Source organism: Streptomyces sp. NPDC002386 (assembly GCF_053593175.1).
On record NZ_JBSFBX010000015.1, the window covers coordinates 83703 to 106011 of the forward strand.

A 22309-nucleotide genomic window follows, 5' to 3' on the forward strand; every position below is an offset into this window, starting at 1 on the left:
GCGGGGCAGCCGGCCCTCGATTCGCTCTCACTGCCAAATCCCCCATGTCTGATTTGGAATACTTTGCTATTTCGTGAATTGGGTCACGCGCCCCGATCGGGCCCCCGGGCCCGGCCACCACGCGCTTCCCCTTGCCCCGTCGACCAGTTGAGCATTGGCAGTCGCAAAGGATCAAGCACTCAAAACGGAACAGAACAAGGTCAACTTGGTCTTTACGTGAATCCGACACTTGTTCCGGACATGTGCTCTCGCATACGTTCCCGGCCAGTCGAGCGGAACGCCGAATCCTGCCGCCGCCCGGCATCACCCATCCACGAACGCATTCGTACGGCAGGAGCGGGGGACCCAGGTAAGTTCGCCGGACCGGACGACGCGTGTCGTCACCGGAACGGCAAGGGGTGAAGTCGTGCCGCCTCGGGGGCGGCACGGCCGGGCACCTCCCCGCCCGAACCCGACAGCTCACCTCGCAGGCGACGGAGAGGAACCTCGCCATGCCTGCAGCCGCTCAGCCCCGCCGCGTCCGCACCAGCCGCCTCCGCAAGCTCGCCGTCCTCGGCACCGGCGCCGCCGTGCTCGTCCTCCCGGTCGTCGGCGCGACCAGCGCCTCCGCGGCGGACTCCGCCGGTTCGGCCGGAACCACCCTCGCCGGGTACCCGAACAACCTCGACGGCTGGATCCGCGAGTCCCTCGCGATCATGGCGGAGAAGCACATCCCGGGCACCTACAACGGCATCCACCGCAACATCATCCGTGAGTCCTCGGGCAATCCGCGCGCCATCAACCTGTGGGACTCCAACGCCGCCAAGGGCATCCCGTCCAAGGGCCTGCTCCAGGTGATCGACCCGACCTTCAACGCCTACCACGTGGCCGGAACGGCGTTCGACCCCTACGACCCGGTCGCGAACATCACCGCCGCCTGCAACTACGCGGCCGCCCGCTACGGCTCGATCGACAACGTCAACGGCGCCTACTGACCGGCACCCGCGGCGGGGCGCCACCTGACCGGCGCCCCCGCCGCGGGCCGCTGCCCCTGTCCCGGTCATCCTGCCGGGAACAGTCCTTCGAGGACGACGGCGACGCCGTCGTCCTCGTTCGACGTCGTGACCTCGTCCGCGACCGCCTTGAGTTCGGGGTGGGCGTTGGCCATGGCCACCCCGCGGCCCGCCCAGTCGAACATGGGGATGTCGTTGGGCATGTCGCCGAAGGCCAGGGCCTGTTCGGGGGCGATCCCCAGATGACCGGCGGCCAGCGCGAGTCCGGTCGCCTTCGTGACGCCGCACGGCTGGAGTTCCACCGTGCCGGGACCCGACATGGTGACCGTGGCCAGCGAGCCCACCGCCGCGCGCGCCGTCGCCGCCAACTCGTCGTCCGACAGCGTGTGATGGCGCAGCAGGACCTTGCTGATGGGCTCGCACCACAGGTCGTCGCGCCGGTCGACCCGCACGGCGGGCAGGGTCGGGTGGGGCATCAGATACCCGGGCTCGATCAGCGTGAGCCCGTCCACGCCGTCCTGGTCGACGGCCGCGAAGACCTGCCCCACCTCGGCCTCGATCTTGCCGAGCGCGGTCTCGGCCAGTTCGCGGTCCAGCCGGACCGACCACAGCAGGCGGCCGGTGCCCGCGTCGTAGACCTGCGCGCCCTGCCCGCACACCGCGAGCCCCGTGCAGCCGAGGGCGTCCAGGAGCGGCCGCACCCGGGGAGCCGGCCGGCCCGTCACCACCAGGTGCCGGGCGCCGGCCCGGGCCACCCGCTCCAGCGCGGCCAGCGACCGGTCGGAGACGGTGTCGTCGCCGCGCAGCAGCGTCCCGTCCAGGTCGGTGGCGATCAGTGCGTATGCGGGGGGTGCGGCCATGATCAGAGAATACGGACCGCGCGACCCGCCGACTCACCCGGTTCGCGCCGGACTTGGGAGGCTCCCGCGGGGGCGTCACGCCGGGCCCCGGAGCCCCTCCCCGGCCGGCCGCCGGGGCGGACAACCCTTGCGGCACTGCCCAAGACACCTGTCCCGGCCGTAACGTGTGGCGCGATCACATGGAACGCATCGCCATGCATGGCCCGGATGAGAGTGAGGCAGCACCCCATGCCCCCCTTCGACGTCCCCGAGGGCGACCCCTTCGGCCCGCACAACCTTCCCTACGGTGTGTTCTCACCCTCCGGCAGCACGGAGCGCAGGGTCGGGGTCCGGCTCGGTGACCACGTCCTCGACGCGGGGGCGGCGGCCGCCGCCCTCGGCTCGCCGTACGTGTCCCTGCTCGCGCAGGCCACCCTCAACCCGCTGCTGGCCGCCGGCCGCACGGCCTGGTCGGACGTGCGGCGCGCGCTGACGGCGTGGGTGACGGTCCCCTCGCACCGGTCGACCATCGAGCCGCTGTTCCACCCGCTGTCGTCGGTGACCCTCCACCTGCCCTTCGAGGTCGCGGACTACGTCGACTTCTACGCGTCGGAGAACCACGCCCGGAACGTCGGCCGGATCTTCCGCCCGGACGCGGAGGACTCCCTGACCCCCAACTGGAAGCACCTGCCGATCGGTTACCACGGCCGCTCCGGCACGGTGGTCGTCTCCGGCACGGATGTCGTCCGGCCGTCGGGGCAGCGCAAGGGTCCCGGCGAACCGGCACCGGTCTTCGGGCCCTCGGTCCGGCTGGACATCGAGGCCGAGGTCGGCTTCGTGGTGGGTGTGCCGTCCGAGCAGGGCACGCCCGTCGCGCTCGGCGACTTCCAGGAGCACGTCTTCGGTCTGTGCCTGCTCAACGACTGGTCGGCGCGTGACATCCAGGCCTGGGAGTACGTGCCTCTCGGCCCCTTCCTCGGCAAGTCCTTCGCCACCTCGGTGTCGGCGTGGATCACGCCGCTGGAGGCCCTGGAGAACGCGCGCGTGGCGCCCCCCGAGCGCACGCACCCCCTGCTGCCCTACCTGGACGACGCCGCTCCCGGCATCGAACCCGGCGGCTACGACCTGCGGATCTCGGTCGCGATCAACGGGCACACGGTGTCCGAGCCGCCGTTCTCCACCATGTACTGGACCGCCGCCCAGCAGCTCGCCCACATGACGGTGAACGGCGCTTCGCTGCGCACCGGCGACCTGTACGGCTCGGGCACGGTGAGCGGCCCGGCGGAGGGCCAGCGCGGCTCGCTGCTCGAGCTGACCTGGAACGGCCGCGACCCGCTCGAACTCCCGGACGGCAAGCGTGCCTTCCTGGAGGACGGGGACGTGGTGACGCTGTCGGCCTGGGCGCCGGGACCGGACGGCGGCCGGGTCGGGCTGGGAGAGGTCAGCGGGCGGATCGTGTCGGGCTGAACCGCCGCCCGCGGGTGGCGGTGCCGGCGGGCGCCCGGAGAGGCGGGGCGAAACCCACCTCGCCGACGCGATCCGCGCCGCAGGCCTGACTCGCGCCCCGTGTCCCCGTCATACTGGCGGGGACACGGCATCACCCGACGTGCCTCCGGCACGTCCCCGGCACCACCCGACACCCGCACCTCTCCGACCACGAACCGGAGCCCCGGCATGACGGTCTGCCTGCTCCTGCTGAGCGTCGTCGCCCTGACGGCCGCCGTACCGGCACCGCGCGCGCTGACCCGGGCCGAATGGACCGAACGGGAGCCCGTGGTCGCCCTGTGGGTGTGGCAGTGCCTGGTCGCCACGGTCCTGCTGTGCTGCCTGACCGCGCTGGTGCTGGGCGCGGCGGCCGTCTTCCACACCGTCCGCGACCATGTGTTCGCCCCGGCGCCGCCCACCGTCACCGCCGCGTACGACCTGTCCACCGCACCGGTCTGGGCCGTGGCCCTCACCCTGCTGCTGGCCTGCGGGGCCGCCTGGACGACGGCGATGCTCGCCCGGGAACTCGCCGAGGTCCGCAGGAGCCGCGGCCAGGCCCGGGCGCACCTGCGGGAACGCGCGCCCGATCTGCCCGCGGGACTGCCGGCGGCGCGCGGCCCGATGCTGGTGCTGGAGGACGAGTACCCGGACGCCTGGTGGATGCCCGGGCACCCGCCCCAGCTCGTCGTCACCACCGGGGCGCTGCGCCGCCTCACCGGGCGCCAGCTGGACGCCGTCCTGACCCATGAGCGCGGTCACGCCCGCGCCCACCACGACTGGCTGCTCCACCTGTCCACCGCGCTGGCCACCGGATTCCCGGGCGTCCCGCTCTTCGCCCACTTCTGCGACCAGACGCACCGCCTGGTCGAACTGGCCGCCGACGACACCGCCTCCCGGCGCTGCGGCCACCTCACCACCGCCCTCGCCCTGATCGAGCTCAACCAGCACCGCGGCGTCCTGTCCTGCGCCTCCAGCCACCGGCTCCTCGGCGAGCGCGTGGACCGCCTCCTGGAGCCCCCGCCGCGGCTGCTCCGCCGGCACCGGGCGCTGACCACCACGGTGGCCGCGCTGGTGCCGTTGCTGCCGCTGCTGATCACCTTCGCCCCGGGGCTGACGGCGCTGGCCTGACGGCCCCGACGGCGCCCGCCGCTACATCCAGTCGTCGGGTTCCGGCTCCTGCGCGTGCTCGGCCCAGTCGTCCTCCGGGGCCTCGCCGGCAGCGGGCGGGACATCGGCCGCCGCGGGAGCGGCGCCCCCCGTCGTGGCACCGGCCGGGCCGGACACGGACAGGGAGTTCAGCACCTCCAGCACGCCCTCCCCGTAGGTCGCCAGCTTCTTCTCGCCGACGCCGCCCACGGTGCCCAGCTCCCGCACCGAACCGGGCCGCCGGATGACGATCTCCCGCAGCGTGGCGTCGTGGAAGATGACGTACGCCGGGACGCCCTGCTCCCTGGCCTGTTCGGCGCGCCAGGCGCGCAGGGCCTCGAAGGCGGGGACGAGTTCGCCCGGCAGCTCGGCCGCGGCGGCCTTGGCCTTGCGCTCGCCCCGGGAGGAGCCCGCGCGCGAGGTGGCCGGCTTCTTCGGCTCCTTGCGCAGCGGCACGTCCCGCTCGCGGCGCAGCACGGATCCGCTCGTCTCGGTGAGCACCAGCGTGCCGTACTCCCCCTCCACCGCGAGCAGTCCCTGGGCGAGCAACTGCCGGATGACACCACGCCATTCGCCGTCGGTGAGCTCCTCGCCGATGCCGAACACGGAGAGCTGGTCGTGGTCGAACTGGATGACCTTGGCGCTCCTCTTGCCGAGCAGGATGTCCACGATCTGCACGGCGCCGAACTTCTGCCCGCGCTCCCGCTGCAGCCGCACCACCGTGGAGAGCACCTTCTGCGCGGCGACCGTGCCGTCCCAGGTCTCCGGCGGGGTGAGGCAGGTGTCGCAGTTGCCGCATCCCGCGGCGGAGGGCTCCTGCCCGAAATAGGCCAGGAGCTGGCCGCGCCTGCACTGGGCGGTCTCGCACAGGGCGAGCATCGCGTCGAGGTGGGCGGCGGCCCGGCGGCGGAAGGCCTCGTCGCCCTCGCCGGACTGGATCAGCTTGCGCTGCTGGATGACGTCGTTGAGGCCGTAGGCCATCCAGGCGGTGGAGGGCAGCCCGTCACGGCCCGCGCGGCCCGTCTCCTGGTAGTAGCCCTCGACGGACTTGGGCAGGTCGAGGTGGGCGACGAAGCGCACGTCCGGCTTGTCGATGCCCATGCCGAAGGCGATGGTCGCGACCACGACCAGGCCCTCCTCGCGCAGGAAGCGGGACTGGTGGGCCGCGCGCGTGCCCGCGTCCAGGCCCGCGTGGTACGGGACCGCCTCGATGCCGTTGGCGCTCAGGAACTCCGCGGTGCGCTCCACCGAGTTGCGGGAGAGGCAGTAGACGATGCCGGCGTCGCCCGGGTGCTCCTCCCGCAGGAAGGCGAGGAGCTGCTTCTTGGGATCGGCCTTGGGCACGATCCGGTACTGGATGTTGGGCCGGTCGAAACTCGCCACGAAGTGGCGGGCCGTCGGCATGCCCAGCCGCTGGGTGATCTCCTCGTGGGTGGCGTGCGTGGCCGTGGCCGTGAGGGCGATCCGCGGAACGTCCGGCCAGCGCTCACCGAGCAGCGAGAGGGCCAGGTAGTCGGGGCGGAAGTCGTGGCCCCACTGGGAGACGCAGTGCGCCTCGTCGATCGCGAAGACCGAGATCTTGCCCCGGGAGAGCAGGTCGAGCGTGGCCGCCACGCGCAGCCGCTCCGGGGCCAGGTACAGCAGGTCCAGCTCACCGGCGAGGAACTCGGCCTCGACCGTGCGCCGCTCGTCGAAGTCCTGGGTGGAGTTGATGAAGCCCGCTCGCACGCCGAGCGCGCGCAGGGCGTCCACCTGGTCCTGCATCAGCGCGATCAGCGGCGAGACCACCACGCCCGTACCCGGTCTGACCAGGGACGGGATCTGGTAGCACAGCGACTTCCCGCCGCCGGTCGGCATGAGCACGACGGCGTCGCCGCCCGCCACCACATGCTCGATGACCGCTGCCTGCTCGCCCCGGAAGGCCTCGTACCCGAAGACCCGGTGCAGTGTGGCCAGCGCCTCGCTGTCGGCCGTGCCCGGCCCCTCGGTCATGTGTGGCATCTCCCTGATCCCGCCCGTCGCGCCCATCGCCCGGTCCCCGTGTCCTGTCCCCCGTGCGTCGTCCTTCGACCACTGCGTCCACGATAGGCGCCCGCACCGACAGCCCCGGAGTTTTCCACAGGCGGGCCCTCCGGCACCCCGGCGCCGCCGCACGCGCCGGGGCCCGGTCCTCCGCGGGAGGACCGGGCCCCGGACGGCGGCCGTGGCGTACGTCAGCGCACGAACACGCTCGCCTGGTTCGCCAGGTCCAGGAAGTACTGCGGCGCCACACCGAGCACCAGCGTGACCGCCACGCCCACGCCGATCGCCGCCATGGTCAGCGGCGAGGGCACGGCCACGGTCGGCCCCTCGGGCCTGGGCTCGCTGAAGAACATCAGCACGATCACCCGGATGTAGAAGAACGCGGCGATCGCCGAGGAGATCACACCGATCACGACCAGCGGGGCCGCGCCACCGTCCGCCGCCGCCTTGAAGACGGCGAACTTACCCGCGAAGCCGGAGGTCAGCGGGATGCCCGCGAAGGCCAGCAGGAACACCGCGAACACGGCCGCCACCAGCGGGGAGCGGCGGCCGAGCCCGGCCCACTTGGACAGGTGGGTGGCCTCGCCGCCGGCGTCGCGCACCAGGGTCACCACCGCGAAGGCGCCGATCGTCACGAACGAGTACCCGGCCAGGTAGAACAGGACGGACGACACGCCGTCCTTCGAGGTCGCGATGACACCGGCGAGGATGAATCCGGCGTGCGCGATGGACGAGTACGCCAGCAGCCGCTTGATGTCGGTCTGCGTGATCGCGACGATCGCGCCGCCCAGCATGGTGATGACGGCCACCGCCCACATCACCGGCCTCCAGTCCCAGCGCAGGCCGGGCAGGACGACGTACAGCAGGCGCAGCAGCGCGCCGAACGCCGCGACCTTGGTGGCCGCCGCCATGAATCCGGTCACCGGGGTGGGTGCGCCCTGGTAGACGTCGGGCGTCCACATGTGGAACGGGACGGCGCCCACCTTGAACAGCAGACCCATCACGATCATGGCGACGCCGATCAGCAGCAGCGCGTCGTTGCCCATGGTGCCGGCCAGCGCCGGGTCGACGTCGGTGACCGTGCCTTCGACGACCTGCGCGATGCGGCCGTACGACAGCGAGCCCGCGTAGCCGTAGAGCATGGCGATGCCGAACAGGGTGAACGCGGAGGCGAACGCGCCGAGCAGGAAGTACTTGAGCGCCGCCTCCTGCGACATCAGCCGCTTGCGGCGGGCCAGCGCGCACAGCAGGTACAGCGGGAGGGAGAAGACCTCCAGCGCCACGAAGAGCGTCAGCAGGTCGTTGGCCGAGGGGAAGACCAGCATGCCCGCGATCGCGAAGAGCAGCAGCGGGAAGACCTCGGTGGTGGTGAACCCGGCCCGCACCGCGGCCTTCTCGCTGTCGCTGCCGGGCACGGACGCGGCCTGCGCGGCGAAGGAGTCGACCCGGTTGCCGTGCGCCTCCGGGTCCAGTCGCCGTTCGGCGAAGGTGAACAGGCCGACCAGGCCGGCCAGCAGGATCGTGCCCTGCAGGAACAGGGACGGCCCGTCGACCGCGATCGCCCCCATCGCCGCGATGTGCGCCTTGGTGGTGCCGTAGCCGTTCGACGCGAGCGCGACGACGGCGGCGAACGCGGCGCACAGCGCCACGACGGACACGAACACCTGGGCGTAGTAGCGGGACCTGCGCGGGACGAACGCCTCGACGAGCACCCCGACCAGTGCCGCGCCGACCACGATCAGGGTCGGCGACAGCTGTCCGTATTCGATCTTCGGCGTGCCGATCTTCGAGATCGGGTCGGCCGCGGTTGTCCACAGGCTGTGGACGGCTGTTGCGCTCACTTGGCCGCCTCCACCTCGGGCTTGGGGTCGGTCTTGTGTACGTCGGACATGGTCTGTTTGACCGCCGGGTTGACGATGTCCGTGACGGGCTTCGGGTAGACCCCGAGGAAGATCAGCAGCACGATCAGCGGGGCGACGACCAGCAGTTCACGCGCGCGGAGGTCGGGCATAGCCGACACCTCCGGCTTCACCGGGCCCGTCATCGTCCGCTGGTACAGGACGAGGGTGTAGAGCGCGGCGAGGACGATGCCGAAGGTGGCGATGACGCCGATCACCGGGTAGCGCGTGAAGGTTCCGACCAGGACCAGGAACTCGCTCACGAACGGGGCGAGTCCGGGCAGGGACAGGGTGGCGAGACCGCCGATCAGGAAGGTGCCGGCGAGCACCGGGGCGACCTTCTGCACACCCCCGTAGTCCGCGATGAGCCGAGAGCCGCGCCGGGAGATCAGGAATCCGGCGACCAGCATCAGCGCGGCCGTGGAGATGCCGTGGTTGACCATGTAGAGCGTGGCGCCGGACTGGCCCTGGCTGGTCATCGCGAAGATGCCCATGACGATGAAGCCGAAGTGCGAGATCGACGCGTAGGCCACCAGGCGCTTGATGTCCCGCTGGCCGACGGCGAGCAGCGCGCCGTAGACGATGCTGATGAGCGCCAGTACGAGGATGACGGGCGTCGCCCACTTGCTGGCCTCCGGGAAGAGCTGGAGGCAGAAGCGGAGCATCGCGAAGGTGCCCACCTTGTCGACGACCGCCGTGATGAGCACGGCGACCGGGGCGGTGGACTCCTGCATGGCGTTGGGCAGCCAGGTGTGCAGCGGCCACAGCGGCGCCTTCACCGCGAAGGCGAAGAAGAAGCCGAGGAACAGCCAGCGTTCGGTGCTGGTCGCCATGTGCAGCGAGCCGTTCGCCCGGGCCTGGACGATCTCCTGGAGGCTGAAGTTCCCGGCGACCACGTAGAGGCCGATCACCGCGGCCAGCATGATCAGGCCGCCGACCAGGTTGTAGAGGAGGAACTTCACGGCCGCGTACGACCGCTGGGTGGAGGCCGCCTCCTCACCGTGCTCGTGGGCACGGTCCCCGAAGCCGCCGATGAGGAAGTACATCGGGATGAGCATGGCTTCGAAGAAGATGTAGAAGAGGAAGACGTCGGTGGCCTCGAAGGAGATGACCACCATCGCCTCGACGGCGAGGATCAGCGCGAAGAAGCCCTGTGTGGGCCGCCAGCGGCGGCTTCCGGTCTCCAGCGGATCGGCGTCGTGCCAGCCGGCCAGGATGATGAACGGGATCAGCAGCGCGGTCAGGGCGAGCAGCGCCACCGCGATGCCGTCCACGCCCAGCTCGTACCTGACCCCGAAGTCCGCGATCCAGGCGTGGGACTCGGTGAGCTGGTAGCGGTCGCCGCCCGGGTCGAACCGGACCAGGACGGTGATCGCCAGGGCGAGTGTGGCGAGCGAGACGACCAGCGCCAGCCATTTCGCGGCGTCGCGCTTCGCGGCCGGTACGGCGGCCGTGGCGACCGCCCCGAGGGCCGGGAGCGCCGCCGTCGCTGTCAGCAGAGGAAAGGACATCGGTATCAGACCGCCCTCATCAGCAGGGTCGCGGCGACCAGGAGTGCCGCGCCGCCGAACATCGAGACCGCGTAGGAGCGGACGAAGCCGTTCTGGACCCGGCGCAGCCGTCCGGACAGGCCGCCGAAGCCGGCCGCCGTGCCGTTGACCACGCCGTCGACCAGGGTGTGGTCGACGTACACCAGGGAGCGCGTGAGGTGTTCGCCGCCGCGCACCAGGACGACATGGTTGAAGTCGTCCTGCAGCAGGTCGCGCCGGGCGGCCCGGGTGAGCAGCGAACCACGCGGGGCGACCGCCGGGACGGGCTTGCGGCCGTACTGCGCCCAGGCGATGCCGACGCCGACGACCAGGCAGACCAGGGTCGCCCCGGTGACCGTCATGGCACTGATCGGCGAGTCGCCCTCGCTGTGGCCGGTGACCGGCTCCAGCCAGTTGAGGAAGCGGTCACCGAGGTGGAAGAAGAAGCCGCCGAAGACGGAGCCGACAGCCAGCACGATCATGGGGATCGTCATGATCTTCGGGGACTCGTGCGGGTGCGGCTCGTGGCCCTCCGCGTCCGGCTGCCAGCGCTTCTCCCCGAAGAACGTCATGAGCATCACGCGCGTCATGTAGAAGGCGGTGATGGCCGCGCCGAGCAGGGCCACGCCGCCGAGGATCCAGCCCTGGGTGCCGCCCTTGGCGAAGGCCGCCTCGATGATGGCGTCCTTGGAGTAGAAGCCGGACAGGAACGGGAAGCCGATGATCGCGAGGTAGCCGAGGCCGAAGGTGGCGAAGGTGACCGGCATGTACGTGCGCAGGCCGCCGTACCTGCGCATGTCGACCTCGTCGTTCATGCCGTGCATGACCGAACCGGCGCCCAGGAACAGCCCGGCCTTGAAGAAGCCGTGGGTGACCAGGTGCATGATCGCGAAGACGTAGCCGATGGGGCCGAGGCCGGCCGCCAGCACCATGTAGCCGATCTGCGACATGGTCGAACCGGCCAGCGCCTTCTTGATGTCGTCCTTGGCGCAACCGACGATCGCACCGAAGAGGAGCGTGACGGCGCCGACCACGGTGACGGCGAGCTGGGCGTCGGGCGCCGCGTTGAAGATGGCGCCGGAGCGGACGATCAGGTAGACGCCCGCCGTCACCATCGTCGCGGCGTGGATGAGGGCCGAGACCGGGGTCGGGCCCTCCATGGCGTCCCCGAGCCAGGACTGCAGCGGGACCTGGGCCGACTTGCCGCACGCGGCGAGCAGCAGCATCAGGCCGATCGCGGTGAGCCGGCCCTCGGAGGTGTCGCCGGTGTGGCTGAGGACCGGGCCGAAGGCGAAGCTGCCGAAGGTGGTGAACATCAGCATGATCGCGATCGACAGGCCCATGTCGCCGACCCGGTTGACCAGGAAGGCCTTCTTCGCGGCCGTCGCGGCGCTGGGCTTGTGCTGCCAGAAGCCGATGAGCAGGTACGAGGCGAGGCCGACGCCCTCCCAGCCGACGTACAGCAGCAGGTAGTTGTCGGCGAGGACCAGTACCAGCATCGCCGCGAGGAACAGGTTCAGGTAGCCGAAGAAGCGGCGGCGCCGCTCGTCGTGCTCCATGTACCCGACCGAGTAGAGGTGGATCAGCGAGCCGACGCCCGTGATCAGCAGCACGAACGTCATCGACAGCTGGTCCAGGCGGAAGGTGACGTCCGCCTGGAAGCCGCCGACCGGGATCCACGTCCACAGGTGCTGGGTCAGGGTGCGGTTCTCGGCGTCCCTGCCGAGCAGGCCGGCGAAGAGGACCACGCCGAGCACGAAGGAGGTGGCCGACAGGAGCGTGCCGATCCAGTGGCCCACGGCGTCCAGCCGCCGGCCGCCGACCAGGAGGACGGCCGCTCCGAGCAGGGGCGCCGCGATGAGCAGCGCGATCAGGTTGTCCACGATTCTTCCGACCCCTTACAGCTTCATCAGGCTGGCGTCGTCGACCGAGGCCGAGTGGCGGGTACGGAACAGCGACACGATGATCGCGAGGCCCACCACGACCTCCGCGGCGGCGACGACCATCGTGAAGAAGGCGATGATCTGGCCGTCGAGGTTGCCGTGCATCCGGGAGAAGACGACGAACGCGAGGTTGCAGGCGTTGAGCATCAGCTCCACGCACATGAACACGACGATCGCGTTGCGCCGGATCAGCACCCCGGTCGCGCCGACGGTGAACAGCAGGGCCGCGAGGTAGAGGTAGTTGACGGGGTTCACTTCGACGCCTCCTCGGGCCGCTTGAACGTCGCCGGCTCGATCCCGGTCCGCTCCAGACGCTCGGCGGCGCGCTGCTCCAGGGCCCGGAGGTCGTTGAGCGCCTCCGCCGACACGTCCCGGATCTGACCGCGTTCGCGCAGCGTCTTGCTGACGGTCAGCTCGGAGGGGGTGCCGTCGGGCAGCAGGCCCGCGACGTCCACGGCGTTGTGCCGGGCGTAGACGCCCGGGGCGGGCAGCGGCGGGATGTGCCGGCCTTCCCGGATGCGCTGCTCGGCCATCTCGCGCTGGGTCCTGGCGCGCTCGGTGCGCTCGCGGTGGGTGAGCACCATCGCGCCGACGGCGGCCGTGATCAGCAGTGCGCCGGTGATCTCGAAGGCGAAGACGTACTTGGTGAAGATGAGGGCCGCGAGACCCTCCACGTTGCCGTTGGCGTTCGCCCGGCCGGTGCCGTTGAACTCCGTCAGGGAGGCGTTGCCGATGCCGGCGATCAGCAGGACGCCGAAGCCGGCCCCGCAGAGCAGGGCCAGCCAGCGCTGGCCCTTGATGGTCTCCTTCAGCGAGTCCGCGGCCGTGACGCCGACGAGCATCACCACGAAGAGGAACAGCATCATGATCGCGCCGGTGTAGACGACGATCTGCACGATGCCCAGGAAGTAGGCGCCGTTGGCGAGGTAGAACACCGCCAGGACGATCATGGTTCCGGCGAGGCAGAGGGCGCTGTGCACGGCCTTCCTCATGAAGACGGTGCACAGGGCGCCGATCACCGCGACCGTGCCGAGGACCCAGAACTGGAAGGCCTCACCGGTGGAGGTGGTGTAGGCGGCAAGCTGCAGTGCGCTCATCGGCCGATCACCTTCTCCGACGCCGGTTCGGTCTCGCCGGAGGTGCTGTCGCCCTCCTGCACCACCTCGCCCTTGGAGACGGCGGCCTGCCGCACCGTGCCCGGCGCGGCCTCCGTCACCAGGCCCCGGTAGTAGTCCTGCTCGTCCGTCCCCGGGAAGATCGCGTGCGGCGTGTCGACCATGCCCTCCTCGAGACCGGCGAGCAGCTGCTCCTTGGTGTAGATGAGGTTGGCGCGGCTGGAGTCGGCCAGTTCGAACTCGTTCGTCATCGTCAGCGCGCGCGTGGGGCACGCCTCGATGCACAGCCCGCACAGGATGCAGCGGGCGTAGTTGATCTGGTAGACGCGGCCGTACCGCTCACCCGGCGAGTAGCGCTCCTCGTCGGTGTTGTCGGCGCCCTCCACGTAGATGGCGTCGGCGGGGCAGGCCCAGGCGCACAGCTCGCAGCCGACGCACTTCTCCAGGCCGTCCGGATGGCGGTTGAGCTGGTGCCGTCCGTGGAACCGCGGAGCCGTGGTCTTCTGCTGCTCGGGGTACTGCTCGGTGAGCCGCTTCTTGAACATGGCCTTGAAGGTCACGCCGAAGCCGGCCACGGGGTTCTGGAAGCCGGGCTTGATCTGTCCGGACTCCGTTGGCTCCTCAGCCATCGGACGCCTCCTTTCCATCCGTAGATCCGTCACTGACAGTGTCCGGTCCACCACTGACAATCAGCTCCCGCTCCCGGCGCGAGCGGCGCCTGGGCGCCGGCGGCAGTTCCTGTCCGGGCAGCGGAGGCACGGGGAATCCGCCCGCCATCGGGTCGAATCCGGGCTGCGGGCCGGCGGCCTGCTCGTCCGTCCTCGCCTTCGCGCGGAACATGTCGGCGACGAAGGAGAGCAGCAGCAGGGCGAGGACACCGCCGCCGACGTAGAGCGCGATGTCGGCGAAGTCGTAGTTCTCGTTGCGCAGCGCCCGCACGGTCGCGACGAGCATCAGCCAGGTCACCGAGACCGGGATGAGGACCTTCCAGCCGAGCTTCATGAGCTGGTCGTACCGGACCCGGGGGAGCGTGCCGCGCAGCCAGATGAAGAAGAACAGCAGCAACTGGACCTTGATGACGAACCAGAGCAGCGGCCACCAGCCGTGGTTCGCGCCCTCCCAGAAGCCGCTGACCGGCCAGGGGGCGCGCCAGCCGCCGAGGAACAGGGTGGTCGAGACGGCCGACACCGTCACCATGTTCACGTACTCGGCGAGCATGAACATCGCGAACTTGATGGACGAGTACTCGGTGTTGAAGCCGCCGACCAGGTCGCCCTCCGACTCCGGCATGTCGAAGGGGGCGCGGTTGGTCTCGCCGACCATCGTGACGACGTAGAGGATGAAGGAGACCGGCAGCAGCAGGATGTACCAGCGGTCGTGCTGCTGCTCGACGATGGTCGACGTCGACATCGACCCCGAGTAGAGGAACACGGAGGCGAACGCCGCGCCCATGGCGATCTCGTAGGAGATCATCTGGGCGCAGGAGCGCAGACCGCCGAGCAGCGGGTAGGTGGATCCGGAGCTCCAGCCCGCCAGCACGATGCCGTAGATGCCGACCGAGGCGACCGCGAGGATGTAGAGCATCGCGATCGGCAGGTCGGTGAGCTGCATCGTGGTCCGCGTGCCGAAGATCGAGATCTCGTTGTCGGCGGGACCGAAGGGGATCACCGCGATCGCCATGAAGGCCGGGATGGCCGCGACGATCGGTGCGAGGACGTAGACCACCTTGTCCGCGCGTTTGACGACGAGGTCTTCCTTGAGCATCAGCTTGATGCCGTCGGCGAGCGACTGGAGCATGCCCCAGGGGCCGTGCCGGTTCGGGCCGATGCGAAGCTGCATCCAGGCGACGACCTTGCGCTCCCAGACGATGGAGAACAGCACGGTCACCATCAGGAACGCGAAGCAGAAGACGGCCTTGACGACGACCAGCCACCAGGGGTCCCGGCCGAACATCGAGAGGTCTTCAGCCGCGAGGTACGGGCTCATGCCTCCACCTCCTTGGGGGCCTGTTCGGCGCGTGCCGCCGGGCCGATACGGACGAGGGAGCCGGGCTGCGCACCGGTGTCGGAGGCGACGCCCGCGCCGGCGGAGTTCAGCGGCAGCCACACGACCCGGTCGGGCATCTCGGTGACCTGGAGCGGAAGTTCGACGGTGCCGGAGGAGCCGGTGACGGCCAGGAGGCCGCCGTCCTCGACGCCCGCCTCGGCGGCCGTCGCCGCCGACACGCGCGCGCGTGCGGCGTGCCGGGTTCCGGCGAGGGCCTCGTCGCCCTCCTGCAGGACGCCCTGGTCGAGCAGCAGCCGGTGCCCGGCGAGTACGGCCTCGCCGACGGCCGGCCGGGGCAGGACGCCCCCGGTCTCCAGGGGGTCGGTGGCCCGCGGGCCGTCCCAGGGGCCGAGCCGGTCGATCTCCGCGCGCGCGGTCCGCAGGTCCGGCAGGCCCAGGTGCACGTCCATGGCGTCGGCCAGCATCTGCAGTACCCGCCCGTCGGTGGGGGCGAGCCGGCGGGTCATCTGGTCGGGCTTGAGCGCGGCTTCGAAGAAGCGCACCCTGCCCTCCCAGTTCAGGAAGGCGCCCGCCTTCTCGGCGACCGCCGCGACCGGCAGGACCACGTCGGCGTGGCCGGTGACCTCGCTGGGCCGCAGTTCCAGTGACACCAGGAAGCCGACGCCTTCGAGCGCCTCACGCGCGCGTGCCGGGTCGGGCAGGTCGTCGACCTCCACGCCGGCGACCACGAGCGCGGCCAGTTCGCCGGTGGCGGCAGCCTCGATCATCTGGTGGGTGTCCCGGCCGTGACCGGCGGGGAGTTCGGCCAGCCCCCAGACTGCGGCGACCTCCTCCCGGGCGCGCGGGTCGGTCGCCGGGCGGCCGCCCGGCAGCAGCGACGGCAGCGCGCCGGCCTCGATCGCGCCGCGTTCGCCCGCCCGCCGCGGGATCCAGACCAACTGGGCGCCGGTGGCGGCGGCGGCGCGCACGGCGGCGGTGAGACCGCCCGCGACCGAGGCGAGCCGCTCCCCCACGACGATCACCGCGCCGTCGGCGCGCAGGGCCTCGGCGGCCTTCGCGCCGGGCTCCTCGAGGCCCACGCCGCTCGCGAGGGCGTCCAGCCACTCGGTCTCGGTGCCGGGCGCGGCCGGCAGCAGCGTGCCGCCCGCCTTCTGCAGGCCGCGCGTCGCGTGCGTGGCGAGGGAGAACACCTGCTGCTTGTGCTTGCGCCAGGCCTTGCGCAGCCGCAGGAAGACGCCGGGCGCCTCCTCCTCCGACTCGAACCCGGCGAGCAGGACGGCGGGTGCCTTCTCCAGCGTGGTGTAGGTGACGCCGGTGCCGTCGAGGTCACGGCCGCGGCCCGCCACCCGGGCCGCGAGGAAGTCGGCCTCCTCGCCGCTGTGCACGCGCGCGCGGAAGTCGATGTCGTTCGTGCCGAGCGCCACGCGCGCGAACTTGCTGTACGCGTAGGCGTCCTCGACCGTCAGCCGCCCGCCGGTGAGGACACCGGCCCGGGAACGGGCGACGCTCAGTCCGCGCGCGGCCGCTTCCAGGGCCTCCGGCCAGGAGACGGGCTCCAGAACGCCCTCGGCGTTGCGCACCAGCGGGACGTCGAGGCGGTCCCTGGTCTGGGCGTACCGGAACGCGAAGCGGCCCTTGTCGCAGATCCACTCCTCGTTGACCTCGGGGTCGTCGGCGGCGAGCCGCCGCATGACCTTGCCGCGCCGGTGGTCGGTGCGCGTCGCGCAGCCGCCCGAGCAGTGTTCGCACACCGACGGCGAGGAGATGAGGTCGAAGGGCCGGGAGCGGAAGCGGTAGGCCGCCGAGGTGAGCGCGCCCACCGGGCAGATCTGGATGGTGTTGCCGGAGAAGTACGACTCGAACGGGTCGCCCTCACCGGTGCCGACCTGCTGCAGCGCGCCCCGTTCGATCAGCTCGATCATCGGGTCGCCCGCCACCTGGTTGGAGAAGCGGGTGCAGCGGGCGCACAGCACGCACCGCTCGCGGTCGAGGAGCACCTGCGTGGAGATCGGCACGGGCTTCTCGTAGGTCCGCTTGCGGCCCTCGAAGCGGGACTCCGCGTTGCCGTGCGACATGGCCTGGTTCTGCAGCGGGCACTCGCCGCCCTTGTCGCAGACCGGGCAGTCCAGCGGGTGGTTGATGAGCAGCAGCTCCATCACACCGTGCTGGGCCTTCTCGGCGACCGGCGAGGTGAGCTGGGTCTTCACCACCATGCCGTCGGTGCACGTGATGGTGCAGGACGCCATGGGCTTGCGCTGGCCCTCGACCTCGACGATGCACTGGCGGCAGGCACCGGCCGGATCCAGCAGGGGGTGGTCGCAGAACCGCGGGATCTCGATGCCGAGCTGCTCGGCGGCCCGGATGACCAGGGTGCCCTTGGGCACGCTGATCTCGACGCCGTCGATCGTCAGCGTGACGAGGTCCTCCGGCGGGACCGCCGCCTCTCCCCCTCCGGAGGGAGCACTGGTGGTCACGGTCATGCGTTCACCTCCGGGCGGTCCGCCCAGGCCGTCGACTTGGCCGGGTCGAAGGGGCAGCCCCGGCCCGTGATGTGCTGCTCGTACTCCTCGCGGAAGTACTTCAGCGAGGAGAAGATCGGGGATGCGGCGCCGTCACCGAGGGCGCAGAAGGACTTGCCGTTGATGTTGTCGGCGATGTCGGCGAGCTTGTCGAGGTCGGACATCGCGCCCTTGCCGGCCTCGATGTCCCGCAGCAACTGCACCAGCCAGTACGTTCCTTCACGGCAGGGTGTGCACTTGCCGCAGGACTCGTGGGCGTAGAACTCGGTCCAGCGGGTCACCGCCCGCACCACGCAGGTCGTCTCGTCGAAGCACTGCAGGGCCTTGGTGCCGAGCATGGAACCCGCGGCGCCGACCCCTTCGTAGTCGAGGGGGACGTCGAGGTGCTCGTCGGTGAACATCGGGGTCGAGGAGCCGCCCGGGGTCCAGAACTTGAGGCGGTGGCCGGGCCGCATCCCGCCGCTCATGTCGAGGAGCTGGCGCAGTGTGACGCCGAGCGGCGCCTCGAACTGGCCGGGGCTCGCGACGTGGCCGCTGAGCGAGTAGAGCGTGAAGCCCGGGGACTTCTCGCTGCCCATCGACCTGAACCAGTCTTTCCCGTTTTTCAGGATGGCGGGAACCGACGCGATCGACTCGACGTTGTTCACAACAGTCGGGCAGGCGTAGAGCCCTTCGACGGCCGGGAAAGGGGGACGGAGCCGCGGTTGACCACGGCGGCCTTCGAGCGAGTCGAGCAGTGCGGTCTCCTCACCGCAGATGTACGCGCCGGCGCCGGCGTGCACGGTGAGGTCGAGGTCGAGTCCGCTGCCCAGGATGTTCTCGCCGAGGTAGCCCGCCGCGTAGGCCTCGCGCACGGCCTCGTGCAGCCGCCGCAGAACGGGGACGACCTCACCACGCAGGTAGATGAAGGCATGCGAAGACCGGATGGCGTAGCACGCGATCACGATGCCCTCGATGAGGCTGTGCGGGTTCGCGAAGAGGAGCGGGATGTCCTTGCAGGTTCCCGGTTCCGACTCGTCGGCGTTGACAACCAGATAGTGCGGTTTTCCATCACCCTGGGGAATGAACTGCCATTTCATTCCGGTCGGGAATCCCGCGCCGCCGCGCCCGCGCAGACCGGAGTCCTTGACGTACGCGATCAGGTCGTCCGGCGACATGGCGAGCGCCTTGCGGAGCCCCTCGTACCCCTCGTGCCTGCGGTAGACGTCCATGGACCAGGACCGGTCCTCGTCCCAGAAGGCCGACAGCACGGGTGCGAGCAGCTTCTCGGGGCTCGTGTCCTTGAGTTCGGGTGCCACGGTCATCACTCCCCCTCCTCGGCGGCGGGCCCTGCCGGGTGGGCCGGGTCGGAGGCCGATGTCTGCTGCGGCGCGTCATGAGAACTGAGGTGCTCGGCCGTCGACGGCCGGTGCGCCCCGTCCTGCGGTTCGTCGTGCGGACCGCCGTCGCGCGGATGGACCACGCGCGCGGGTGCGGCCTCTCCCCTTGCCAGGCGGAGGCCCACCAGCGAAGCGGGTCCCGCACTGCCGCCCTCCTCGACGGCCCCGGGCCGCTCGTCGGGGAAGCCGGCCAGAATCCGCGCGGTCTCCTTGAAGGTGCACAGGCGCGCCCCGCGCGTGGGCTGTACGGGCCGTCCCTCGCGCAGGTCGTCGACCAGGCGCTTGGCGCTGCCGGGGGTCTGGTTGTCGAAGAACTCCCAGTTGACCATCACCACCGGTGCGAAGTCGCAGGCCGCGTTGCACTCGATGTGCTCCAGGGTGACCTTGCCGTCGTCGGTGGTCTCGCCGTTGCCGACGCCCAGGTGCTCCTGGAGGGTCTCGAAGATCGCGTCGCCGCCCATCACCGCGCACAGGGTGTTGGTGCAGACGCCCACCTGGTAGTCGCCGGAGGGCTTGCGCCGGTACATCGTGTAGAAGGTGGCGACGGCGGTGACCTCGGCCGTGGTGAGGTCCAGCATGTCCGCGCAGAACTGCATGCCGGTGCGGGTGACGTGGCCCTCCTCCGACTGCACGAGGTGGAGCAGCGGCAGCAGGGCCGAGCGGGAGTCGGGGTAGCGCGCGATCACCTCGCGCGCGTCCGTCTCCAGCCGGGCCCGGACGTCGTCCGGGTACGCGGGGGCGGGCAGTTGGGGCATGCCCAGGCTGACGCCCCGCTCCGAAGAACTGGTGGTCACCGGTCGACGCCTCCCATCACGGGGTCGATGGACGCGACGGCGACGATGACGTCGGCGACCTGGCCGCCTTCGCACATCGCCGCCATGGCCTGCAGGTTGGTGAAGGACGGGTCGCGGAAGTGGACCCGGAAGGGGCGGGTGCCGCCGTCGGAGACGGCGTGGACCCCGAGTTCGCCCTTGGGGGACTCGACGGCCGCGTACGCCTGTCCCGGCGGTACGCGGAAGCCCTCGGTGACCAGCTTGAAGTGGTGGATCAGGGCCTCCATGGAAGTGCCCATGATCTTCTTGATGTGGTCGAGGGAGTTGCCGAGCCCGTCCGGTCCCAGGGCGAGCTGGGCGGGCCAGGCGATCTTCTTGTCGGCGACCATGACCGGGCCGGGCTGGAGCCGGTCCAGGCACTGCTCGACGATGCCGAGCGACTGGCGCATCTCCTCCAGGCGGATCAGGAAGCGCCCGTAGGAGTCGCAGGAGTCGGCGGTCGGGACGTCGAAGTCGTACGTCTCGTAGCCGCAGTAGGGCTGTGTCTTGCGCAGGTCGTGCGGCAGACCGGTGGAGCGCAGGATCGGGCCGGTGGCGCCGAGGGCCATGCAGCCGGCCAGGTCGAGGTAGCCGACGTTCTGCATACGGGCCTTGAAGATGGGGTTCCCGGTGGCGAGCTTGTCGTACTCCGGGAGGTTCTTCTTCATCTTCTTCACGAACTCGCGGATCTGGTCCACCGCGCCGGGCGGCAGGTCCTGGGCGAGTCCGCCGGGGCGGATGTACGCGTGGTTCATCCGCAGGCCCGTGATGAGCTCGTAGATGTCGAGAATCATTTCACGATCACGGAATCCGTAGATCATGATCGTGGTGGCGCCCAGCTCCATGCCGCCGGTGGCGATGCACACCAGGTGGGAGGAGAGCCGGTTCAGCTCCATCAGGAGGACCCGGATGATCTTGGCGCGCTCGGTGATCTCGTCCTCGATGCCGAGGAGCTTCTCGACGGCGAGACAGTAGGCGGTCTCGTTGAAGAAGGACGTCAGGTAGTCCATGCGCGTCACGAACGTGGTGCCCTGCGTCCAGGTCCGGTACTCGAGGTTCTTCTCGATGCCGGTGTGGAGGTAGCCGATGCCGCAGCGGGCCTCGGTGACCGTCTCGCCCTCGATCTCGAGGATCAGACGAAGCACTCCATGGGTGGACGGGTGCTGGGGACCCATGTTGACGACGATGCGCTCGTCGTCGGCGCGGGCCGCGGACTGGACGACCTCGTCCCAGTCGCCACCGGTGACCGTGTAGACGGTGCCCTCGGTGGTCTCGCGGGCGGATGCTGACTGCGTGCTCACGAGTACGACCTCCGCTGGTCCGGAGCCGGGATCTGGGCGCCCTTGTACTCGACGGCGATGCCGCCGAGGGGGTAGTCCTTGCGCTGCGGGTGGCCCTGCCAGTCGTCCGGCATCATGATCCGGGTCAGGGCCGGGTGACCGTCGAAGACGATCCCGAAGAAGTCCCAGGTCTCGCGCTCGTGCCAGTCGTTGGTCGGGTACACGGAGACCAGGGAGGGGATGCGCGGCTCGCTGTCGGGGGCGCTCACCTCGAGGCGGATCAGCCGGTTGTGGGTGATCGAGCGCAGGTGGTAGACGGCGTGCAGCTCCCGGCCCTTGTCGTGCGGGTAGTGGACGCCGCTGACGCCGGTGCACAGCTCGAAGCGCAGGGCGGGGTCGTCGCGCAGCGTGCGGGCGACGCGGACCAGGTGCTCGCGTTCGATGTGGAAGGTCAGTTCCCCGCGGTCGACGACCGTCTTCTCGATGGCGTTCTCCGGCAGGAGGCCCTGCTCCTCCAGGGCACCCTCCAGCTCGTCGGCCACCTCGTCGAACCAGCCGCCGTAGGGCCGGTTCGCCGGTCCCGGGAGGCGGACCGAGCGGACCAAGCCGCCGTAGCCGGAGGTGTCGCCGCCGTTGTCGGCGCCGAACATCCCGCGCTGGACGCGGATCTCCTCGCCGCCCTGGCCGCGCTGGCCGGGGAGGTTGGAGGCGGAGAGGTCCTTCTCGGGGTTCACCCCGTTCGAGGACCCGTTGACGCCGTTGGTGCCGTTCGCGTCGCTCACCGCAGCAGCCCCTTCATCTCGATCGTGGGCAGGGCCTTGAGCGCCGCCTCCTCCGCCTCGCGGGCCGCTTCCTCGGCGTTCACGCCGAGCTTGGAGGACTGGATCTTCTGGTGGAGCTTGAGGATCGCGTCCATCAGCATCTCGGGCCGCGGCGGGCAGCCGGGGAGGTAGATGTCGACCGGGACGATGTGGTCGACGCCCTGGACGATCGCGTAGTTGTTGAACATGCCGCCCGAGGAGGCGCAGACGCCCATGGAGATCACCCACTTGGGATTGGGCATCTGGTCGTAGACCTGCCTCAGGACCGGCGCCATCTTCTGGCTGACCCGGCCGGCGACGATCATCAGGTCCGCCTGGCGCGGCGAGCCGCGGAAGACCTCCATGCCGAAGCGCGCGAGGTCGTAGCGCCCGGCGCCGGTGGTCATCATCTCGATGGCGCAGCAGGCGAGGCCGAAGGTGGCCGGGAAGACGGACGCCTTGCGCACCCAGCCCGCGGCCTGCTCCACGGTGGTCAGCAGGAAGCCGCTCGGCAGCTTTTCTTCGAGTCCCATGTCGTTAAAG

At 70.6% G+C, this 22309-nt stretch carries 18 protein-coding genes and 1 riboswitch; of the genes, 3 read left to right on the top strand and 15 right to left on the bottom strand.

What is annotated here, in order from left to right; translation table 11 throughout:
• Positions 1 to 308: 308 nt before the first annotated feature.
• Positions 309 to 488: riboswitch (cyclic di-AMP (ydaO/yuaA leader) on the top strand.
• Positions 489 to 491: 3 nt separating this feature from the next.
• Positions 492 to 974, top strand: a complete 483-nt coding sequence (locus tag ACWCPN_RS27470; protein ID WP_451211182.1) for a transglycosylase SLT domain-containing protein — start codon at positions 492 to 494, stop codon at positions 972 to 974.
• 65 nt (positions 975 to 1039) lie between these two features.
• Here ACWCPN_RS27470 and ACWCPN_RS27475 read toward each other — a convergent pair whose 3' ends face one another.
• The gene (locus ACWCPN_RS27475; RefSeq protein ID WP_392291946.1) at positions 1040 to 1852 is read right to left on the bottom strand and encodes an HAD family hydrolase; all 813 of its coding nucleotides are present in this window, start codon (positions 1850 to 1852) and stop codon (positions 1040 to 1042) included.
• Positions 1853 to 2080: 228 nt separating this feature from the next.
• On the opposite strand from ACWCPN_RS27475, the gene fahA reads away from it, so the two are divergent.
• Together fahA and ACWCPN_RS27485 are read left to right on the top strand one after the other, a co-directional pair.
• A complete protein-coding gene (fahA, locus tag ACWCPN_RS27480; protein WP_451211185.1) occupies positions 2081 to 3298 on the top strand; it encodes a fumarylacetoacetase in 1218 nt (405 codons plus the stop codon).
• 207 nt (positions 3299 to 3505) lie between these two features.
• Positions 3506 to 4444 carry a M56 family metallopeptidase gene (locus ACWCPN_RS27485; protein ID WP_451211188.1) on the top strand — a complete coding sequence of 313 codons (939 nt, stop codon included), beginning with the start codon at positions 3506 to 3508 and terminating at the stop codon, positions 4442 to 4444.
• A 21-nt stretch (positions 4445 to 4465) separates the two neighbouring features.
• On the opposite strand, the gene recQ is transcribed toward ACWCPN_RS27485, so the two are convergent.
• The 14 genes from recQ to ACWCPN_RS27555 form a co-directional block, all read right to left on the bottom strand.
• Positions 4466 to 6490 (bottom strand): DNA helicase RecQ, encoded by a 2025-nt coding sequence (gene recQ / locus ACWCPN_RS27490; RefSeq protein ID WP_451211191.1) that lies wholly within the window; start codon positions 6488 to 6490, stop codon positions 4466 to 4468.
• A 185-nt stretch (positions 6491 to 6675) separates the two neighbouring features.
• Positions 6676 to 8325, bottom strand: a complete 1650-nt coding sequence (nuoN, locus tag ACWCPN_RS27495) for an NADH-quinone oxidoreductase subunit NuoN (RefSeq protein WP_199211548.1) — start codon at positions 8323 to 8325, stop codon at positions 6676 to 6678.
• Positions 8322 to 9893 (bottom strand): NADH-quinone oxidoreductase subunit M, encoded by a 1572-nt coding sequence (locus tag ACWCPN_RS27500; protein WP_365129542.1) that lies wholly within the window; start codon positions 9891 to 9893, stop codon positions 8322 to 8324. The genes nuoN and ACWCPN_RS27500 overlap by 4 nt, the downstream gene beginning before the upstream one ends.
• 5 nt (positions 9894 to 9898) lie before the next feature.
• A complete protein-coding gene (nuoL, locus tag ACWCPN_RS27505; RefSeq protein WP_451211194.1) occupies positions 9899 to 11794 on the bottom strand; it encodes an NADH-quinone oxidoreductase subunit L in 1896 nt (631 codons plus the stop codon).
• Positions 11795 to 11809: 15 nt separating this feature from the next.
• The gene (gene nuoK / locus ACWCPN_RS27510) at positions 11810 to 12109 is read right to left on the bottom strand and encodes an NADH-quinone oxidoreductase subunit NuoK (protein WP_020941573.1); all 300 of its coding nucleotides are present in this window, start codon (positions 12107 to 12109) and stop codon (positions 11810 to 11812) included.
• Positions 12106 to 12951 carry an NADH-quinone oxidoreductase subunit J gene (locus tag ACWCPN_RS27515; protein WP_451211197.1) on the bottom strand — a complete coding sequence of 282 codons (846 nt, stop codon included), beginning with the start codon at positions 12949 to 12951 and terminating at the stop codon, positions 12106 to 12108. The genes nuoK and ACWCPN_RS27515 overlap by 4 nt, the downstream gene beginning before the upstream one ends.
• Positions 12948 to 13598 (bottom strand): NADH-quinone oxidoreductase subunit NuoI, encoded by a 651-nt coding sequence (nuoI, locus tag ACWCPN_RS27520; protein ID WP_199211546.1) that lies wholly within the window; start codon positions 13596 to 13598, stop codon positions 12948 to 12950. Before nuoI ends, ACWCPN_RS27515 begins: the two co-directional genes overlap by 4 nt.
• On the bottom strand, positions 13591 to 14955 hold the full coding sequence (gene nuoH / locus ACWCPN_RS27525) for an NADH-quinone oxidoreductase subunit NuoH (RefSeq protein ID WP_199211545.1): 1365 nt from the start codon (positions 14953 to 14955) through the stop codon (positions 13591 to 13593). Before nuoH ends, nuoI begins: the two co-directional genes overlap by 8 nt.
• A complete protein-coding gene (locus ACWCPN_RS27530) occupies positions 14952 to 17456 on the bottom strand; it encodes an NADH-quinone oxidoreductase subunit G (RefSeq protein ID WP_451211202.1) in 2505 nt (834 codons plus the stop codon). Before ACWCPN_RS27530 ends, nuoH begins: the two co-directional genes overlap by 4 nt.
• Positions 17453 to 18802 carry an NADH-quinone oxidoreductase subunit NuoF gene (nuoF, locus tag ACWCPN_RS27535; protein WP_451211205.1) on the bottom strand — a complete coding sequence of 450 codons (1350 nt, stop codon included), beginning with the start codon at positions 18800 to 18802 and terminating at the stop codon, positions 17453 to 17455. Before nuoF ends, ACWCPN_RS27530 begins: the two co-directional genes overlap by 4 nt.
• Positions 18799 to 19668, bottom strand: a complete 870-nt coding sequence (gene nuoE / locus ACWCPN_RS27540; RefSeq protein WP_451211208.1) for an NADH-quinone oxidoreductase subunit NuoE — start codon at positions 19666 to 19668, stop codon at positions 18799 to 18801. Before nuoE ends, nuoF begins: the two co-directional genes overlap by 4 nt.
• Positions 19665 to 20987, bottom strand: a complete 1323-nt coding sequence (locus ACWCPN_RS27545; protein WP_451211210.1) for an NADH-quinone oxidoreductase subunit D — start codon at positions 20985 to 20987, stop codon at positions 19665 to 19667. The genes nuoE and ACWCPN_RS27545 overlap by 4 nt, the downstream gene beginning before the upstream one ends.
• Positions 20984 to 21748 (bottom strand): NADH-quinone oxidoreductase subunit C, encoded by a 765-nt coding sequence (locus tag ACWCPN_RS27550; RefSeq protein ID WP_451211213.1) that lies wholly within the window; start codon positions 21746 to 21748, stop codon positions 20984 to 20986. The genes ACWCPN_RS27545 and ACWCPN_RS27550 overlap by 4 nt, the downstream gene beginning before the upstream one ends.
• A complete protein-coding gene (locus ACWCPN_RS27555) occupies positions 21745 to 22299 on the bottom strand; it encodes a NuoB/complex I 20 kDa subunit family protein (RefSeq protein WP_007383964.1) in 555 nt (184 codons plus the stop codon). Before ACWCPN_RS27555 ends, ACWCPN_RS27550 begins: the two co-directional genes overlap by 4 nt.
• Positions 22300 to 22309: the final 10 nt, after the last annotated feature.

Coding starts and splice junctions, on each gene's coding strand:
- ACWCPN_RS27470 (WP_451211182.1), top strand. CDS start 492: ATGCCTGCAGCCGCTCAGCCCCGCCGCGTCCGCACCAGCCGCCTCCGC.
- ACWCPN_RS27475 (WP_392291946.1), bottom strand. CDS start 1,852: ATGGCCGCACCCCCCGCATACGCACTGATCGCCACCGACCTGGACGGG.
- fahA (WP_451211185.1), top strand. CDS start 2,081: ATGCCCCCCTTCGACGTCCCCGAGGGCGACCCCTTCGGCCCGCACAAC.
- ACWCPN_RS27485 (WP_451211188.1), top strand. CDS start 3,506: ATGACGGTCTGCCTGCTCCTGCTGAGCGTCGTCGCCCTGACGGCCGCC.
- recQ (WP_451211191.1), bottom strand. CDS start 6,490: ATGGGCGCGACGGGCGGGATCAGGGAGATGCCACACATGACCGAGGGG.
- ACWCPN_RS27500 (WP_365129542.1), bottom strand. CDS start 9,893: ATGTCCTTTCCTCTGCTGACAGCGACGGCGGCGCTCCCGGCCCTCGGG.
- ACWCPN_RS27515 (WP_451211197.1), bottom strand. CDS start 12,951: ATGAGCGCACTGCAGCTTGCCGCCTACACCACCTCCACCGGTGAGGCC.
- nuoI (WP_199211546.1), bottom strand. CDS start 13,598: ATGGCTGAGGAGCCAACGGAGTCCGGACAGATCAAGCCCGGCTTCCAG.
- nuoH (WP_199211545.1), bottom strand. CDS start 14,955: ATGAGCCCGTACCTCGCGGCTGAAGACCTCTCGATGTTCGGCCGGGAC.
- ACWCPN_RS27530 (WP_451211202.1), bottom strand. CDS start 17,456: ATGACCGTGACCACCAGTGCTCCCTCCGGAGGGGGAGAGGCGGCGGTC.
- ACWCPN_RS27555 (WP_007383964.1), bottom strand. CDS start 22,299: ATGGGACTCGAAGAAAAGCTGCCGAGCGGCTTCCTGCTGACCACCGTG.